Here is a 15,664-nt window from a genome sequence, read left to right on the forward strand (position 1 = left end):
GCGACGCGTGCCGTGCCGGCGGCTGCGGGTCAGCCGGCCGCAGGTCAGCCGGCCGCGGGTGCGGCGGGCGTGGACACGGCGGGGGCGGGCAGCGGAAGGCTCGGCTGCCGGGCGGTCGCGTCGTAGGGCCGGCAGGACGCCCGGATGACCAGCTCGGTGGGGAGCCGGATGTGCGTGTCGCGCTCGACGCCGCCGATCAGGTCGATGAGCAGGCGCAGCGCCTCGGCGCCCATCCGTTGCAACGGCTGCATGATGGTCGTCAGCGGCGGGTTGACCAGCGCCGACTCCGGGACGTTGTCGAAGCCGATCACGGAGAGGTCGTCGGGCACGCCGATGCCCATGCTCCGGGCGACGTCCAGTGTGGAGATCGCCGAGAGGTCGTTGCCGGCGAAGACCGCCGTCGGCCGGTCGGGGAGGGCCAGCAGTTCGGCGGCGGTGCCGGCGGCGCTCGCCGTTCGGAACCCGCCGACGCGGACCAGCCGCTCGTCGACCGGGACGCCGGCGTCCGCCATCGCCCTGCGGAAGCCCGCCTCGCGCAGGCGCGCGGACTCGAGATCGGGGCGTCCGCTGATGTGCCCGATGCGGCGGTGGCCGAGCGAGAGCAGGTAGTTGGTGGCGAGCACGGCGCCGGCGAAGTTGTCGGAGTCGACCGTGGGTAGGCCGGACGGGCCGGTGTGCGGGTCGACGGCGACGACGTGGAAGCCCTGCTTGGTCTCGACCACGGTCGGGGTGACGATCACGGCACCGTCGATGAGCGTTCCCGAGAGGCGGGCCAGTGAGCGCCGCTCCCAGCCGATGGCCGCGCCGCCGCCGTCGCCGCTGGAGTAGGCCAGCAGCTGGTAGCCGGTGCCGGCGACCTCCCGGGAAGCGCCCTTGAGCAGCTCGGTCGAGAAGGGCTCGAACTCGGCGACCAGGATGCCCAGCACGTTGGTGCGGTGGCTGCGCAGGCTCTGCGCTCCGAGGCTGGCCTCGTACCCCAGTTGGTGGATAACCTGCTGGACACGTTCCACCGTCGCCTGCGCCACGCCGTACCGTCCATTGACCACCTTAGATACGGTTGCCACCGAGACGCCGGCCGTACGGGCCACGTCCGACATCTTCACACGCTGCGGGAACACCACGCCGACGATGATAGAGGGCGTGTCGGGCCCCGCCATAGGGGTGTCGAAAACGTTATCGACAACGGTTGACACCGCGTTACGGGGCTGTAAAACTCGCCGTTCAGGTTGAAGTACCGCGACTGACTAGTCGAGGAGACATTCGATGCCGATCAAGCGCCGTACGGGCGCAGTCTTCGCGCTGCTGACCACCAGCGCACTCCTGGCCGCGGGGTGTGGTGGCGGCGAGAGCGAGGAACCCGCCGAGAACGAGCTGTACAAGAACCCGGTGACCCTGACCTGGTGGCACAACGCCTCGCAGGACGGGCCCGGCAAGACCTACTGGGCGAAGGTCGCCCAGGACTTCTCCGCCCTTCACCCGACCGTCACGATCGAGATCGAGGCGATCGAGACCAACCAGCTCCAGCGCACCCGGCTCCCTGCCGCCCTGCTCAGCAGCGACCCGCCGGACCTCTTCCAGGCGTGGGGTGGCGGCGAGATCCGCGAGCAGGCCGAGGCCGACTACCTCAAGGACATCACCGACGAGGTCAAGGCGGAAATCGAGAACATCGGCAGCGCCGCCGAGATCTGGGCGGTGGACGGCAAGCAGTACGGCCTGCCGTACCGGATGGGCATCGAGGGCATCTGGTACAACAAGGACATGTTCGCGCAGGCGGGCATCGCGACGCCTCCGACCACCTTCGACGAGCTCAACGACGCGGTGGCGAAGCTCAAGGCCATCAACGTCATCCCGATCGCCCTCGGCGCCGGTGACAAGTGGCCCGCCGCGCACTGGTGGTACAACTTCGCCCTGCGCGCCTGCTCGGTCGAGTCCCTCAAGAAGGCTTCCCAAGAGGCCGTCTTCGACGACCCGTGCTTCGTCAAGGCCGGCGAGGACCTGCAGAAGTTCATCGCCACCGAGCCGTTCCAGCCCAACTTCATCGCCACGCCGGGCCAGAACGACCCGACCAGCGCCAACGGCCTGCTCGCCAACGGCAAGGCCGCGATGGAGCTGATGGGCGACTGGAACAAGGGCACCCTGGAGACCGTCGCCGAGGACAAGGCGGCCCTCGCCAACTTCCTCGGCTGGTTCCCCGTACCGGCCATCACCAACTCGGCGGGTGACCCGAAGGCGGCCCTCGGCGGTGGCGACGGCTTCGCCTGCGCCAAGAACGCGCCGGCCGAGTGCGTCGAGTTCCTCAAGTACATCGTCAGCCCCGAGGTGCAGAAGGGCTACGCCGAGACCGGCACCGGCCTCCCTGTCGCCAAGGGTGCGGAGGACGGCGTCGCGGACCCGGCGCTGAAGTCCATCCTGGAGGCCACCTCCAGCGCGACCTACGTCCAGCTCTGGCTGGACACCGCCTTCGGCAGCACCGTCGGCAACGCGATGAACGACGCGATCGTCGCCATCTTCGCGGGCAACGGCAGCCCGCAGCAGGTCGTCGACGCCATGAAGGCGGCCGCACGCAAGTGACCGCCACCAACTCAACCCTGTATCCCGCCGGCGGCGCCTCCGCGCCGCCGGCGGGCCGCCGGCCCGACCGGCGGCGACCGACGGGCGCGGCCCAGACCCGGCGGAAGTGGTACGAGATCATCGGGCTGACCACGCCGGCGATCATCGTCTACGTGATGTTCGTGCTGGTGCCGATGGGTTTCGCCGTCTACTACAGCCTCTTCCGCTGGCGTGGCGTCGGCGCGCCCACCGACTTCGTCGGCTTCGACAACTACGTGCTCGCCTTCGAGGATCCGATCTTCGTCGACGCGCTGCGCAACAACGCCTTCATCGTGGTCGGGTCGCTGCTGATCCAGGGCCCCGTCGCGCTGGGCATCGCCCTGCTGCTCAATCGTCGCTTCCGCGGGCGCGGCGTCTTCCGGATGCTGGTGTTCGTGCCGTACGTGCTCGCCGAGGTCACGGTCGGCATCATGTGGAAGCTGATCCTGACCGACGGCGGTACGGTAGACGCGCTGCTGCGGTCGATCGGACTGGGCAGCCTGGTGCAGGCGTGGCTGGCCGACCTCGACATCGTGATCTGGACGCTGCTGGCCATCCTCACCTGGAAGTACGTCGGTTTCGCCATCATCCTCCTGCTCGCCGGCCTGTCGAACGTGCCGCACGAGCTCACCGAGGCCGCCGCGATCGACGGCGCGAACTGGTGGCAGGTCCAGCGCCACATCACGCTCCCGCTGCTCGGCCCGACCATCCGGATCTGGATGTTCCTGTCGATGATCGGTTCGCTGCAGGTCTTCGACGTCATCTGGGTGACCTCGGTGCCGGCGGTGCGGTCGCTCGGCGCGTCGGCCACCATGGCGACGTACATGGTGGACAACGGCTTCTTCGCCCGGCTGTGGGGCTACGGCAATGCGGTGGCCGTGATCCTCTTCGCCATTTCGTTCGTCGCGGCGCTGCTGTTCCAGCGTTTCCTCCTGCGCCGTGACATCCAGGGTGCCATCACCAGCAGAAGGGTGAACTGACCGTGGCCGCGAACGCCGTCCTGCCTCCGCCGTCCAAACGCCGCCCGGTGGCCTGGGGCAGCCCGCTCACCTACGCGCTGGCGCTCGCGGTCGCGGCCGTGTCGATCGCCCCGGTGGTCTACGTGATCGTGGGCGGTTTCCGCACCACCCCGCAGATCGTCGCTGATCCCGCCGGTTTTCCGGACCCGTGGGTCTTCGACAACTACGCCAGGGTGCTGACGCAGAGCGACTTCTGGGGGCAGGCGTTCAACAGCGCCGTGATCGCCCTCGGTACGACGCTCGGCGTCGTGGTGCTCGGGGTCTGCGCGGCCTACGTGCTCGCCCGGTACACCTTCCGGGGGCGTGAGGCGCTCTACACCTTCTTCACGCTCGGCCTGCTCTTCCCGGCCGGCGCGGCGATCCTGCCGCTCTACCTCATGCTGCGCGACCTGAACCTGATCAATTCCTACTACGCGGTGATCCTCCCGCAGGTCGCCTTCGCGCTGCCGCTCACGATCGTGATCCTGCGGCCGTTCCTGACCGCCATCCCCCGGGAGTTGGAGGACGCCGCCGCCATCGACGGTACGGGTCGGCTCGGCTTCCTCTGGCTGATCGTGCTGCCGCTGTCCCGCCCCGCGCTGGTCACCGTCGGGATTCTCGCCTTCGTGACCAGCTGGAACGCATTCCTCCTGCCGCTGCTCGTCCTCGGCGACGTCAGCCTGCACACCCTGCCGCTCGGTGTGCAGAACTTCTCCAGCCAGTACACCTCCGACACCGCCGGAATCCTCGCCTTCACGTCGCTGGCGATGCTGCCGGCACTGCTCTTCTTCACGTTCGCCGAGAAGCAGATCGTCGGCGGCCTCCAGGGCGCGGTCAAGGGCTGAGCGGAAGCGGCACCGCACCGACAACGGGGAAGCGGCAGCGCAGCACCAGCGGTGTGCGCGGTGGTGGCCGGGCCGGCTCAGGACCGGCCCGGACCGCCACCGCCACCGCCACTCACCGCCACCGCCACCTGCCGTCACCGGCCGTCACCGCCGGACAGTCGGCGCACCGATGGCGCCGTCCGGGAGAACGGTCACCTGTTCATGATCGTTTCCCGGGAACCGGTCATGATCGTGCGGGACGGGCCGGCATCGTGCGGGACGGGGCGTTCGGGCGAGTTTGCTGGCCGGTGTGAGGTCTCCGCGCCGGGTCTGGCACAATGGGTCGCTGGTATCCGGCGCGCGTCCGGCGCCCTCTAACCCGGGCGCGTCGCCAGTCCATCGAGCAGTCCCCGGCTCAACCCCACTGTGCCGGTCGGCTCTCACCCGCGCACCGCCCGTGTCCCGAGCGGTGGAAATCGCAACAGGAGCGAACAGACTGTGGCCGTAAAGATCCGGCTCCTGCGGATGGGAAAGATCCGCAACCCGCAATACCGCATCGTGGTCGCCGACTCGCGTACGAAGCGCGATGGTCGGGCGATCGAGTTCGTCGGGATCTACCAACCGAAGGAAGACCCTTCGGTGATCCAGGTCAAGTCGGACCGGGTGCAGTACTGGCTCTCCGTCGGCGCCCAGCCGAGCGAGGCCGTCCAGCGACTGCTGGAGAAGACCGGCGACTGGCAGAAGTTCAAGGGCCTGCCGGCCCCGCCGCCGCTGCTGGTGGCTCCCGAGCGGGCCGACCGCACGGCGGCCTACGAGGCCGAGGCGAAGGCGGCGGCCGGGCTGACCGAGTCGGCCAAGCCGGCGAAGAAGGCGGCCAAGGCGGCCAAGGCGGCGCCCGCCGAGGCGCCCAAGACCGAGGAGCAGGCCGGTGCGGACTCCGGCGAGCATGCCTGACGTGGCGCTCCGGCCAGCGCTCGAGCACCTGGTCAAGGGCATCGTCGACCACCCGGAGGACGTACGGGTCCGGATGGTCGACTCCCGGCGCGGCAAGCGACTGGAGGTGCGGGTGCACCCCGAGGACCTGGGCACGGTGATCGGCCGCTCCGGCCGTACGGCAAAGGCGCTGCGCCAGGTGATCGGGTCGATCGGTGGCCGTGGGGTACGCGTCGACATCGTCGACGCGTACTGACCCGCCCGCCTCCATGCTCCTGATCGTCGGCCGGATCGGGCGCCCGCACGGCATCCGCGGCGAGGTGACCGTGGAGGTGCGGACCGACGATCCCGAGGCCCGATTCGCCGCCGGGGCGGTGTTGCTTACCGGCCCGGCGGCGTCCGGCACCGGCCCGGCGGGCGCGCGCTCGGTGCCCGGATACGGCGAGCTCTTCCAGGTGCCCGAGCAGGTCACAGTCGAGACCGTCCGCTGGCACCAGGGCCGGTTGCTCGTCGGCTTCGAGGGTGTCCACGACCGGAACCTGGCCGAGGCGCTCCGGGGCACCCTGCTCTGGGTGGAGAGCACCGAGCTGCCACCGCCGGCCGACCCGGACGAGTTCAACGACCACCAGTTGATCGGGCTCGCCGCGGTCACTCCGGCCGGTGATCCGCTCGGCGAGGTGACCCGGATCGACCATGCGCCCGCCTCCGACCTGCTGGTGCTCCGCCGCCCGGAGGGACGGACCGCCCTGATCCCGTTCGTCAAGGCGATCGTGCCGGAGGTCGACCTGGCCGCCGGCCGGGTGGTCGTGGACCCTCCCCCCGGCCTGCTGGACCTGTGACCCGGCACGGTGGTTAGGAAGGGGCCCTTCCTATACAGAAAACGATAAGAAGGGGCCCTTCCTTACATGCGGGTCGACGTGGTGTCGATATTTCCGGAGTACCTGGCGCCGTTGGGGTTGTCGCTGATCGGGCGGGCGCAGGCGGCCGGGGTGCTGCAGGTCGGGGTGCACGACCTGCGGACCTGGACCCACGACGTGCACCGTACGGTCGACGACACCCCGTACGGTGGCGGGCCGGGAATGGTGATGCGGCCCGAGCCGTGGGGGGAGGCGCTGGACGCTCTGGTGCCGGCGGGTGCCGAGGCCGGCACCAGGTTGGTGGTGCCGACGCCGGCGGGGGACCGGTTCGGTCAGGCGCTGGCGCACGAGCTGGCCGGCGAGTCCCACCTGCTCTTCGCCTGCGGGCGGTACGAGGGGATCGACCAGCGGGTGCTGGAGCACGCCGCCACCCGGATACCGGTGACCGAGGTCTCGCTCGGCGACTACGTGCTCTTCGGCGGTGAGGTCGCGGTCCTCGTGATCATGGAGGCGGTGACCCGACTGCTGCCCGGGGTGCTGGGTAACGCCGATTCGCTCGACGAGGAGTCACACGCGCACGGGCTGCTGGAGGCGCCGGTCTACACCAAGCCGCCGAGCTGGCGGGGTCACGACGTACCGGAGATCCTCCGCTCCGGCGACCACGGCCGGATCGCCCGGTGGCGGCGGGACCAGGCACTGGTCCGGACGGCCCGGCGCCGACCGGACATGCTGGCGGCGCTGCCGGCGGAGGGGTTGGACAAACGGGACATCGCCGCCCTGGCCGGGGCCGGATTTCAGCCTCGGGCCGACGATATGGCAAAGTAGGGGGGTTGCCGCAGCCGCCCGTGCCACGGGCGGCGGCGAGGATCTCCGCCGGGGTTGCGATCCTGGAATCCCGCGTGGAGTTCAGAATCACCCATCCGCGCGCCGATGCCCGGTGCGCCGTGAGCCTTCAAGGATGCAGCGATGAACACCCTGGACGCCCTCGACGCCCAGTCGCAGCGGACCGACATCCCGGATTTCCGGGCCGGTGACACCGTCAAGGTGCACGCCCGGGTCGTCGAGGGGAACCGGTCCCGGGTCCAGGTCTTCGAGGGCGTCGTCATCCGGCGTCACGGCGCGGGCCTGCGGGAGACCTTCTCCGTCCGCAAGATCAGCTTCGGGGTGGGTGTGGAGCGGACGTACCCGGTCAACAGCCCGGCGATCGACCGGATCGAGGTGATGGTCCGTGGTGACGTCCGTCGGGCGAAGCTCTACTACCTCCGCGAGCTGCGCGGAAAGAAGGCCAAGATCAAGGAGAAGCGCGAGAAGCGGGTCGGCTGACCCCCGGGCCGGCCACGCCGGCACCGATCGCGGGGTGCCGACCTTCGCCGGGCCGACTACGCTGGCCGCACGGGCGGGCGCGAGGCGCGGCGACCCCGGCAGCTGCCGGGGTCGCTCGTTACCTCCGCGTTTCCGTTCGCGGTGCCCGTCGTCCAGGCTCTGGATGACGGCGCCCTGGATGACGGCGTCGTCTCTCGGGACCGGGGAGTTGCATGGTGCGTAGGGTGGACGACGAGGACGAGGTCGAGTCATGGCGTCCTCGGCGCCGGCGATCCCGCCGCACGCGCAAGCAGATGCCACTGTGGCAGGAGCTTCCGCTCCTGCTGGTCGTGGCGTTCTGCCTCGCGGTCCTGATCCGCACCTTCCTGCTCCAGGCGTTCTTCATCCCCTCGGGGTCCATGGAGGACACGCTGCTGATCGGTGACCGGGTCCTGGTCAACAAGATCGTGTATGACGTGCGCGATCCGGTACGCGGCGAGATCGTGGTGTTCCGGGGGACCGCGGCCTGGGCACCCGAGGTCCGCGACGAGCCCGATCCGGGGTTCGTCGCCAAGCTGGGTCGTACCGTCGGCGACCTGGTCGGGGTGAGCCGCCCGGGCGAGAAGGACTTCATCAAGCGGGTGGTCGGGCTGCCCGGCGACCGGGTGCAGTGCTGCGACGACCAGGGCCGGGTGACCGTCAACGGCGCTCCGATCGACGAGCCGTACGTGCTGGAGGACTCTCCGCTGGACGTACCGCCCAACCGGCAGGAGTGCCGGTCGCGCCGCTTCGACGAGGTGGTGGTGCCGCCGGGGCAGATCTTCGTGATGGGCGACCACCGGCTGGTGTCGCAGGACGCGCGGTGTCAGGGGCCGGTGCCGATCGAGAACGTCATCGGCCGGGCCTTCGTGATCGTCTGGCCCTTCGGCCACTGGAGTTCGCTGCCGGTGCCGGAGACCTTCGACGAGTTGCCGAGACCGGCGGCGGCCCCCGCCACCGGCGAACCCGTCACCGATGACGAGGCCGCTACCGCTGACGGACCCGTCAGCGCCGACGGACCCGTCGGCGACAATACGCAGAACAGCGCAAACACGGGAGAAATAGCAATTGCTATGCCAATCTTGGCTTCTCTGCTCGTTACCGCGCGTTCCCGGCGTTCTTCCGGGACCCGGCATCGTAGGCTCCACCCGTGATTGACGAGCAGACCGACAAATCCAAGCCCAGGAGTTCGTTCTGGCGGGAGCTGCCGATCCTGGTGGGCGTGGCCGTCCTGGTCGCGGTGCTGGTGCGGGCCTTCGTCCTGCAGACCTTCTACATCCCGTCGCCGTCGATGGAACACACCCTCGACATCTACGACCGGGTGCTCGTCAACAAGCTGGTCTACGACTTCCGCTCGCCGCACCGTGGCGAGATCATCGTCTTCAAGGCCCCGACGCAGTGGACCGGCAACCCGGAGGGTGAGGACTTCATCAAGCGGGTCATCGGCGTCGGCGGGGACCGGGTGGTCTGCTGCGACGAGCAGGACCGTCTGATGATCAACGGGCAGTCGCTGGACGAGCCGTACATCTTCACCGAGAACGGGGTCCAGGATCCGGCGGCCGACGAGGAGTTCGACATCACGGTGCCGGCCGGCCGGCTCTGGGTGATGGGCGACCATCGCTCCGCCTCCGGCGACTCGCTGGAGCACTGGCAGCAGAGCCGCAAGGACGTCGAGGTCGCGACGATACCGGAGGAGTCGGTGGTGGGGCGGGCCTTCACCGTCTTCTGGCCGGTGGGACGGGCCACCTGGCTCTCCGTGCCCGACTCCTACGGCGTCATCCCCGAGCCGCAGGGCTGACCGGTCCGCCGGTGGGCGGGATACCCGGCCGGCGCGGCTAGGCTGACCGGGTGACCGTGTTCACCCCTCGCCAGGCCGCCCGGATCCTCCTGGTGGACGCCGAGGAGCGGCTGCTGTTGTTCCGTGGTTGGGACCCGGCCCGTCCCGAACGCCGCTACTGGTTCACCCCGGGCGGGGGCCTGGACCCGGGCGAGACGCCGGTGGCCGGTGCCGTCCGGGAGCTGGCCGAGGAGACCGGGCTGAGTCTGGCCCCGGCCGAGCTGGGCGAGCCGATCTGGCGCGAGGTGACCGAGTTCAGCTTCGCCGGCCGGTGGTACCGCCAGGAGCAGCACTTCTTCCTTGCCCGGGTCGCGCGGTGGGTGGTGGACACCGCCGGGTTCGACGCGATCGAGCGGGAGACGATCGACGCCCACCGCTGGTGGTCGCTCGACGAGCTGGCCCGGACGACGGAAGGCTTCTATCCGACCGACCTGCCCGAGCTGCTGCGTCGGGCGTTGGGGAGCGAGTAGCGGTGCTGACCCCACCCCGTACGGTGATCCGCCGCGATGGCGGCATCTACGCCATGGAACGCGCCCTGCGGCGGCGCGGCTTCGCGCAGGTCGCCGGCGCCGACGAGGCGGGCCGGGGGGCCTGCGCCGGGCCGCTGGTGGCCGCCGCCGCGGTGCTGCCCGACGGCCGGCGCGGCGAGATCGAGGGACTGGCCGACTCGAAGCTGCTCACCCCGGCCACCCGGGAGCGGATCTATGCCGAGGTGGTCGACCGGGCCCTGGCGTACGCCGTGGTGGTCGTCCCGGCCGTGGAGGTGGATGCCAGAGGGCTGCACGTCTGCAACCTGGCGGCGATGCGGCGCGCGCTGGCTTCCCTGGCCGTCGCGCCGGACTACGTGCTGACCGACGGGTTCGGGGTGGACGGGCTGGGTGTGCCGGGGTTGGCCGTCTGGAAGGGTGACCAGGTCGCCGCCTGCGTGGCGGCGGCGAGCGTGCTGGCCAAGGTCACCCGGGACCGGATCATGGTGGAGCTGGACGGCCGTCACCCCGGGTACGGCTTCGCCGAGCACAAGGGATACATCACCGTCGAACACAGCGCCGCGCTGGAACGGCACGGACCGTGTCCGGAACATCGCTTCTCGTACGTCAACGTGGCGACCGTCTCCGGCCGGGTCGGCAGCCCGCCGCGCTCCCGGCGGCCGGCGCACCTCGGCGGGATCGAGTCGATGGCGCGGGAGGGCCGGGCAGGGAGTACCGTCGGCGTGGCGTTGGGCGAGCGGCTTCGACCGTCGGCGTCGGTGGGGGAAGATGTGGCCATGGAAGGCGGAGTGGGATGAGCGCGGAAGATCTCGAGAAGTACGAGACCGAGATGGAGCTGCAGCTCTATCGGGAGTACCGCGACATCGTTCGTCAGTTCTCCTACGTCGTGGAGACCGAGCGGCGGTTCTACCTGGCGAATCAGGTCGACCTGCACGTCCGCAACTCCGACGGTGAGGTCTACTTCGAGGTGGAAATGCACGACGCCTGGGTCTGGGATATGTATAGGCCGGCCCGCTTTGTGAAGAATGTCCGAGTGATGACGTTCAAGGATGTCAACGTCGAAGAACTCGAAAAGCCGGACATCTCCCTTCCCGCTGATTCTGGATTCGGCGGCTGATCCTCGCCGCTGCCGCCGCCCGGTCATCGCCACGTCGCGCCCGGTCATCGCCCAACGTCGCGCCGGTCGTCGCCGGTGTCGTGTCGGCTGACCACCCGTCGCCGGCCGCGGGCAAGTTGCCGGCCTAGGCGCTCCCGGTGACCACGACCTCCACCCGCTGGACGAGATTGTTGGCGAACCCGCCCCGGTTCCACGGCTGCTCGACCGGCTGCGTACGGCCGGAGGCGTCGGTGGCGCGCACACCGAGCACGTACCGGCCGGGGGTGGCCGGCCACTCGTACCGCCAGCGGCGCCACGCCCAGCGACCGTCCGCCTCCGGCCCCGCCGGGTCGAGGGTGGCGGCTTCCCAGCTGACGCCCCCGTCCGTGGTCACCTCGACGGCGGTCACCGGGGCGTGCCCGGACCACGCCCGCCCCTCGACCAGGCACGGCCCGGTGCGGACCACCCGGGTCCGGGACATGAAATCCGGAAAGCCCGGCGGCTGGACCAGCGCCCGGGGCTCGATCCGGGTCACCGGGACACCGGGATCGTCGGCGGAGCTGCGCAGCCGGTAGGCCACCGCGTTCTGGTAGCCGTCGAACTCCCGGTCGAGCACCGTGATCCGGGTCAGCCACTTGACGTGCGCCATCCCGTACCAGCCGGGCACCACCAGGCGCAGCGGGGCGCCGTGCTGGGGCAGCAGGGGTGCGCCGTTCATCTCGTACGCCAGCAGCACCTCCTCGCGCAGCGCCTCGGCGACCGGCAGCCCGCGCTGGTAGTCCTGCTCGACGCCGCGCTCCACCCCGTGGTCGGCGCCGGTGAAGACCACGTCGACGGCGTCCGGCGCGAGCCCGGCCTCGCGCAGCAGCGGAGCCAGCGGCGTGCCGGTCCACTCGGCGGTGCCGACCGCCCCGGAGAGCCAGGGCTGGCTGATCGGTCGGGGTGTCAGCAGGGCCCGGCCGTTGCCGGCGCACTCCAGGGTGACGCGCCGGGTGACGCGCGGACGGGCTCGCAGTGCGGCGAGATCGAGGGTCAGCGGGTGCTCGACCCGGCCGTCGACGGTCAGCAGATGCGTCCCGGTGTCGAGGTCCGGGATGTCGTAGTGGATGAGCAGGTAGTGCAGACCCACCGGGGTGACGTCGTAGCGGAGTGCCTCCAGTGGCAGGGCGTGGTTGCGCGCCGCGAGGCCCAGTTCCTCGATGCTGATGCCCTCGTCGGGATCGGCCAGCCGGGCTGGCGGGCTCACTCCATCCACTGTGGTCATCGCCGCTCCTCCTCCGGCCGGCGACGGGTCGTCCCGCCCCCGGCCTGCCCAGCCTAGGCGAGGTGGGTGGGGCCTCGCCGTGCCGGCTCGACCGCTCCGACCGCGACCACGGTCTCCCCGGCCGGGCCCGCCATAGCAGATCATCGGGGCTCGCGGTCGTTTTCCACAGCGGGATGGGTTGTGCACAGGCTCGGGGCCGGGCGGTTGTCCGGCCGGCCGCTCGGCGGGAGGCTGCCGGACCATGAGCAGGAGATGGCCCGGCCGGGGACCGGCGATGGCGCTTCCGGCGATGGCGCTTCCGGCGGTGCTGCTTCCGGCGGTGCTGCTTTCGGTGGTGCTGCTTTCGGTGGTGGTGGCGCTGACGCTGGTACCACCGGCGACGGATCCCGGGACGCCCCGGAGATGGCGGTCGATCAGCTTCGACCCGGCCCGGAGCTGGACGGTGACCGGAGGTGCCGGCCCGGCGCGGTCGGCGCTACCGTCACCGGTGGGCGGTTACCGCTGGCCGCTCGACGGGGTCCCCCGGGTCGTCCGCCGGTTCGATCCTCCGGCGCAGCCGTGGGCGGCGGGGCACCGCGGCGTCGATCTCGCCGCGTCGGCGGGTGCGACCGTCCGGGCCGCCGGTCCGGGAGTCGTCTTCTTCGCCGGCATGGTGGCCGGGCGGCCGGTCGTCAGCGTCTCCCACGGCAACGGACTGCGCACCACCTACGAGCCGGTGCGCTCCGGGGTGGCGGCCGGCGAGGCGGTCCGGGCGGGAGATCCGCTCGGTCTGCTCCAGCCCGGCCATCCCGACTGCGCGGCCATCGGGCCGGCCTGCCTGCACTGGGGCCTGCGCCGTGGTGACGACTACCTGGATCCCCTGCTGTTGCTGGGGCTCGGCCGGGTCCGCCTGCTGCCGGTCACCTCCGGCCGCCCGGCCGGCACCACCCCCAGCCGCCGACGGCCCGGCCCGCGACCGGACCGTCCGCCGGGCGACCGGACCGTCCGCCGGGCGACCGGACCGTCCGCCGGGCGGTCGGGACGCCAGCCGGCCAGGAGCGGGATCGGGGAAGCCAGCCGGTCAGGAGAGGGTGGCCAGCAGGGCCGGCAGGCGTTCGGCGAGCCGCTCGTACTCCTCCGGCCGGTTGTAGACCTGGCCGGAGAGCCGCAGCCAGCCCCGGTCGCGCCAGGCGTTGACGTTGACCTCCGTGCCGAGCACGTCGCTGATCCGGTGCCGCAGCGCCATCGCGTCGGCAATGGTGGTCGCGACGCCGGCCGGCAACGGCAGGATCCGCATCGACACCGTCGGTCCGCCGGGGTCGACCAGATCGGCCGGCGCGATGCCGAGTGCCCGACCGACGACCCACTGCCCGTACGCGGCCAGGCCCGCGTTGTATGCCCGGACCCTGTCGAGCCCGAGCGTACGCAGCGTGTACACGCCCACCGGTGCGGCCAGCCAGGCTGTGTAGTCGAGTGTCGCCTGCCATTCGACCCGGGTCGGGAAGCCGTCCTCGTCGTACCAGGAGACGGCGAGCGGCTCGATCCGCCGTCGCCAGCGGGGCGCCACCGCCAGCGCGGCGGTGCCGCGCGGGGCGAATCCCCACTTGTGCAGGTTGCCGACCCAGAAGTCGGCGCCGATGCCCTGCACCGGGGTCGGCAGCATTCCGGGTGCGTGTGCGCCGTCGACCAGGATCGGCACGCTCCGTTCCCGGGCGACGGCGGCGATCGCCGCGGCCGGGAAGAGCCGTGCCGTCGGCGAGGTGAGCTGGTCGATGACGAGCAGCTTGGTCCGTCCCGGCCGGATCCCGGTCCGGACGATCTCGACGATCTCCTCGTCGCTGGCGGTCAGCGGCACCCCCAGGGTGCGCCGGACCGCCCCGGTCAGGCGTGCCTCCCGATCGATCGAGAGGGCGAACGAGCCGTACCCGTGGTCGGTGCAGAGCACCTCGTCACCAGGCTCCAGCCCCAGCGACCGGAGCACGATGGCCGCCCCGACGGTGACGTTGCCGATCAGCGCGGTCCCGTCCGGGTCGGCGCCGAGAAACCCGGCCAGGTGTCGGCGGGCGTGCGTGATCCGGTCGACCAGGCCACGGTTGAAGAACCGCACCGGGTTGGCCTCGGTCTCGTCGCGCAGCCGCTGCTGGGCCCGCTGCACCCCGATCGGCACCGCGCCGTACGAGCCGTGGTTGAGGTGGGCGACGGCGGGATCCAGCGAGAAGAGGAGCCGGGCGCCGGGGATCGGTACGGGCGGCGGCGGCCCGGCGATGCTCACCCGGTGATCATAGCCCGGGGCCGATCGGGCACCGGCCGGTAAGCCGACATTCCGGTCGTCAGGCCCGCGGGTGCGCCTGCCGGTACGCCGCCCGCAGCCGCTCCACGGAGACGTGGGTGTAGATCTGGGTGCTTGACAGCGTCGCGTGCCCGAGCAACTCCTGCACGGTGCGCAGGTCCGCGCCACCCTCCAGCAGATGGGTCGCGGCGGAGTGCCGCAGCCCGTGCGGGCTGATGTGGGGCAGCCCCGTGAGGCGGGCGTAGGTGTCGACGATCCGCCGTACGACGGTGGGCTGGAGCCGCCCGCCGCGTACCCCGAGCAGCAGCGCGGCGCCGCTGGTCGGGCCGGCCAGGCACGGCCGGCCGGTCCGGAGCCAGTCGTCGAGTGCCCGCTGTGCCGGCAGCCCGTAGGGGACCGTGCGCTCCTTGGCGCCCTTGCCCATCACCCGGACCACCCGCCGCGCCGGGTCGACATCGCCGAGGTCCAGACCGCAGAGCTCGCTGACCCGGATCGCGGTGGCATAGAGGAGTTCGAGCACCAACCGGTCCCGCGACGACTCCGCCGAGCCGGGCTCGCCGGCGGCGTCGAGCAGCCCGCTCGCCTGGTCGGCCCGGAGCACGGTCGGCAGCTCGCGGTGTGCCCGAGGGCTGGCCAACTGGGCGCCGGCATCGGTCGCCGACAGTCCGCTCCGGTGCGCCCACGCGGTGAAGGTACGGGCGGCGGCGGCGCGGCGGGCCAGCGAGGCGCGGGCGGCCCCGAGGGTGCGCAGCTTGGCCAGCCAGCTGCGCAGCACGGTGATGTCGAGGTCACCCGGTCCGGTGCAGCCCATCCGGGTGGCATGGTCGAGCAGTGAGACCACGTCCGCGACGTACGCCCGGACGGTGTGCGCCGACCGGTTCTCGATCGACGCGAGGTGCTGGGCGAAATCGTCCACGACGTCCTGGAATGGCGGTGCCAGAGCCGCGTGCCGGCCGCGGGTGCTGCGGCCGGGTGTGCTCCGGTCGGGTGTGCTCCGGTCGGCTTGGCTGCGGCCGGGTTGGCTGCGGCCGGGTTGGCTGCGGCTGGGTGTGCTCATCACCTGCGACGGTGGACCCGGACCTCCGCTACGTCAAGCCGGCTCGCGCCGGACCCGTCCTGGCCGGTCCGTTGTTCGCTGCCTCCGGATGTCGAGGAACGTGGCGTCCGT

The 15,664-nt window shown here is 71.3% G+C and carries 17 protein-coding genes and 1 pseudogene; 14 read left to right on the forward strand and 4 right to left on the reverse strand.

Annotated features, from left to right (window positions below; all coding sequences use genetic code 11):
• Window positions 1-44: 44 nt before the first annotated feature.
• Window positions 45-1,121: a LacI family DNA-binding transcriptional regulator gene (locus ACN27G_RS04035; protein ID WP_421491429.1), complete on the reverse strand. Its 1,077-nt coding sequence runs from the start codon at window positions 1,119-1,121 to the stop codon at window positions 45-47.
• A 142-nt stretch (window positions 1,122-1,263) separates the two neighbouring features.
• Between ACN27G_RS04035 and ACN27G_RS04040 the strand changes: the two genes are divergently transcribed.
• The 13 genes from ACN27G_RS04040 (at window position 1,264) to ACN27G_RS04100 (ending at window position 10,984) form a co-directional block, all read left to right on the forward strand.
• Window positions 1,264-2,571 (forward strand): ABC transporter substrate-binding protein, encoded by a 1,308-nt coding sequence (locus tag ACN27G_RS04040; RefSeq protein WP_421491430.1) that lies wholly within the window; start codon window positions 1,264-1,266, stop codon window positions 2,569-2,571.
• Window positions 2,568-3,569 carry a carbohydrate ABC transporter permease gene (locus tag ACN27G_RS04045; protein ID WP_421491431.1) on the forward strand — a complete coding sequence of 334 codons (1,002 nt, stop codon included), beginning with the start codon at window positions 2,568-2,570 and terminating at the stop codon, window positions 3,567-3,569. The genes ACN27G_RS04040 and ACN27G_RS04045 overlap by 4 nt, the downstream gene beginning before the upstream one ends.
• Window positions 3,566-4,432, forward strand: a complete 867-nt coding sequence (locus ACN27G_RS04050; protein ID WP_421497225.1) for a carbohydrate ABC transporter permease — start codon at window positions 3,566-3,568, stop codon at window positions 4,430-4,432. The genes ACN27G_RS04045 and ACN27G_RS04050 overlap by 4 nt, the downstream gene beginning before the upstream one ends.
• 477 nt (window positions 4,433-4,909) lie before the next feature.
• Complete coding sequence (gene rpsP, locus ACN27G_RS04055; RefSeq protein ID WP_421491432.1) at window positions 4,910-5,365, forward strand: 30S ribosomal protein S16; 456 nt, start codon at window positions 4,910-4,912, stop codon at window positions 5,363-5,365.
• Complete coding sequence (locus ACN27G_RS04060; protein WP_421491433.1) at window positions 5,340-5,600, forward strand: RNA-binding protein; 261 nt, start codon at window positions 5,340-5,342, stop codon at window positions 5,598-5,600. Before rpsP ends, ACN27G_RS04060 begins: the two co-directional genes overlap by 26 nt.
• 13 nt (window positions 5,601-5,613) lie before the next feature.
• Window positions 5,614-6,183 (forward strand): ribosome maturation factor RimM, encoded by a 570-nt coding sequence (gene rimM, locus ACN27G_RS04065; RefSeq protein ID WP_421491434.1) that lies wholly within the window; start codon window positions 5,614-5,616, stop codon window positions 6,181-6,183.
• Window positions 6,184-6,249: 66 nt separating this feature from the next.
• A complete protein-coding gene (gene trmD / locus ACN27G_RS04070) occupies window positions 6,250-7,026 on the forward strand; it encodes a tRNA (guanosine(37)-N1)-methyltransferase TrmD (protein WP_421491435.1) in 777 nt (258 codons plus the stop codon).
• Between the two features lie 141 nt (window positions 7,027-7,167).
• Window positions 7,168-7,524, forward strand: a complete 357-nt coding sequence (gene rplS / locus ACN27G_RS04075; RefSeq protein ID WP_421491436.1) for a 50S ribosomal protein L19 — start codon at window positions 7,168-7,170, stop codon at window positions 7,522-7,524.
• A gap of 212 nt (window positions 7,525-7,736) precedes the next feature.
• A complete protein-coding gene (gene lepB, locus ACN27G_RS04080; RefSeq protein WP_421491437.1) occupies window positions 7,737-8,696 on the forward strand; it encodes a signal peptidase I in 960 nt (319 codons plus the stop codon).
• Entirely contained in the window at window positions 8,693-9,340 is a 648-nt protein-coding gene (gene lepB / locus ACN27G_RS04085) for a signal peptidase I (RefSeq protein ID WP_421491438.1), read from the forward strand. Before lepB (ACN27G_RS04080) ends, lepB (ACN27G_RS04085) begins: the two co-directional genes overlap by 4 nt.
• A 50-nt stretch (window positions 9,341-9,390) precedes the next feature.
• Window positions 9,391-9,849: an NUDIX hydrolase gene (locus ACN27G_RS04090; protein ID WP_421491439.1), complete on the forward strand. Its 459-nt coding sequence runs from the start codon at window positions 9,391-9,393 to the stop codon at window positions 9,847-9,849.
• 2 nt (window positions 9,850-9,851) lie between these two features.
• Window positions 9,852-10,664: a ribonuclease HII gene (locus ACN27G_RS04095; protein WP_421491440.1), complete on the forward strand. Its 813-nt coding sequence runs from the start codon at window positions 9,852-9,854 to the stop codon at window positions 10,662-10,664.
• Window positions 10,661-10,984 (forward strand): DUF2469 domain-containing protein, encoded by a 324-nt coding sequence (locus ACN27G_RS04100; RefSeq protein ID WP_007075222.1) that lies wholly within the window; start codon window positions 10,661-10,663, stop codon window positions 10,982-10,984. Before ACN27G_RS04095 ends, ACN27G_RS04100 begins: the two co-directional genes overlap by 4 nt.
• Before the next feature lie 124 nt (window positions 10,985-11,108).
• On the opposite strand, the gene ACN27G_RS04105 is transcribed toward ACN27G_RS04100, so the two are convergent.
• A complete protein-coding gene (locus tag ACN27G_RS04105) occupies window positions 11,109-12,227 on the reverse strand; it encodes a sulfite oxidase (RefSeq protein WP_421491441.1) in 1,119 nt (372 codons plus the stop codon).
• A 289-nt stretch (window positions 12,228-12,516) separates the two neighbouring features.
• On the opposite strand from ACN27G_RS04105, the pseudogene ACN27G_RS04110 reads away from it, so the two are divergent.
• Window positions 12,517-13,143 (forward strand): annotated as a pseudogene (locus ACN27G_RS04110) (murein hydrolase activator EnvC family protein); the annotation flags it as partial.
• Window positions 13,144-13,287: 144 nt separating this feature from the next.
• Here the strand turns inward: ACN27G_RS04110 and ACN27G_RS04115 are convergent.
• The gene (locus ACN27G_RS04115; protein ID WP_421497226.1) at window positions 13,288-14,472 is read right to left on the reverse strand and encodes an aminotransferase class V-fold PLP-dependent enzyme; all 1,185 of its coding nucleotides are present in this window, start codon (window positions 14,470-14,472) and stop codon (window positions 13,288-13,290) included.
• Window positions 14,473-14,536: 64 nt separating this feature from the next.
• Window positions 14,537-15,553, reverse strand: coding sequence for a tyrosine recombinase XerC (locus tag ACN27G_RS04120; RefSeq protein WP_421491442.1), 1,017 nt, complete (start codon window positions 15,551-15,553; stop codon window positions 14,537-14,539).
• Between the last annotated feature and the right edge of the window lie 111 nt (window positions 15,554-15,664).

Source organism: Plantactinospora sp. WMMB334, assembly GCF_049179095.1.
Taxonomy (GTDB): domain Bacteria; phylum Actinomycetota; class Actinomycetes; order Mycobacteriales; family Micromonosporaceae; genus Plantactinospora.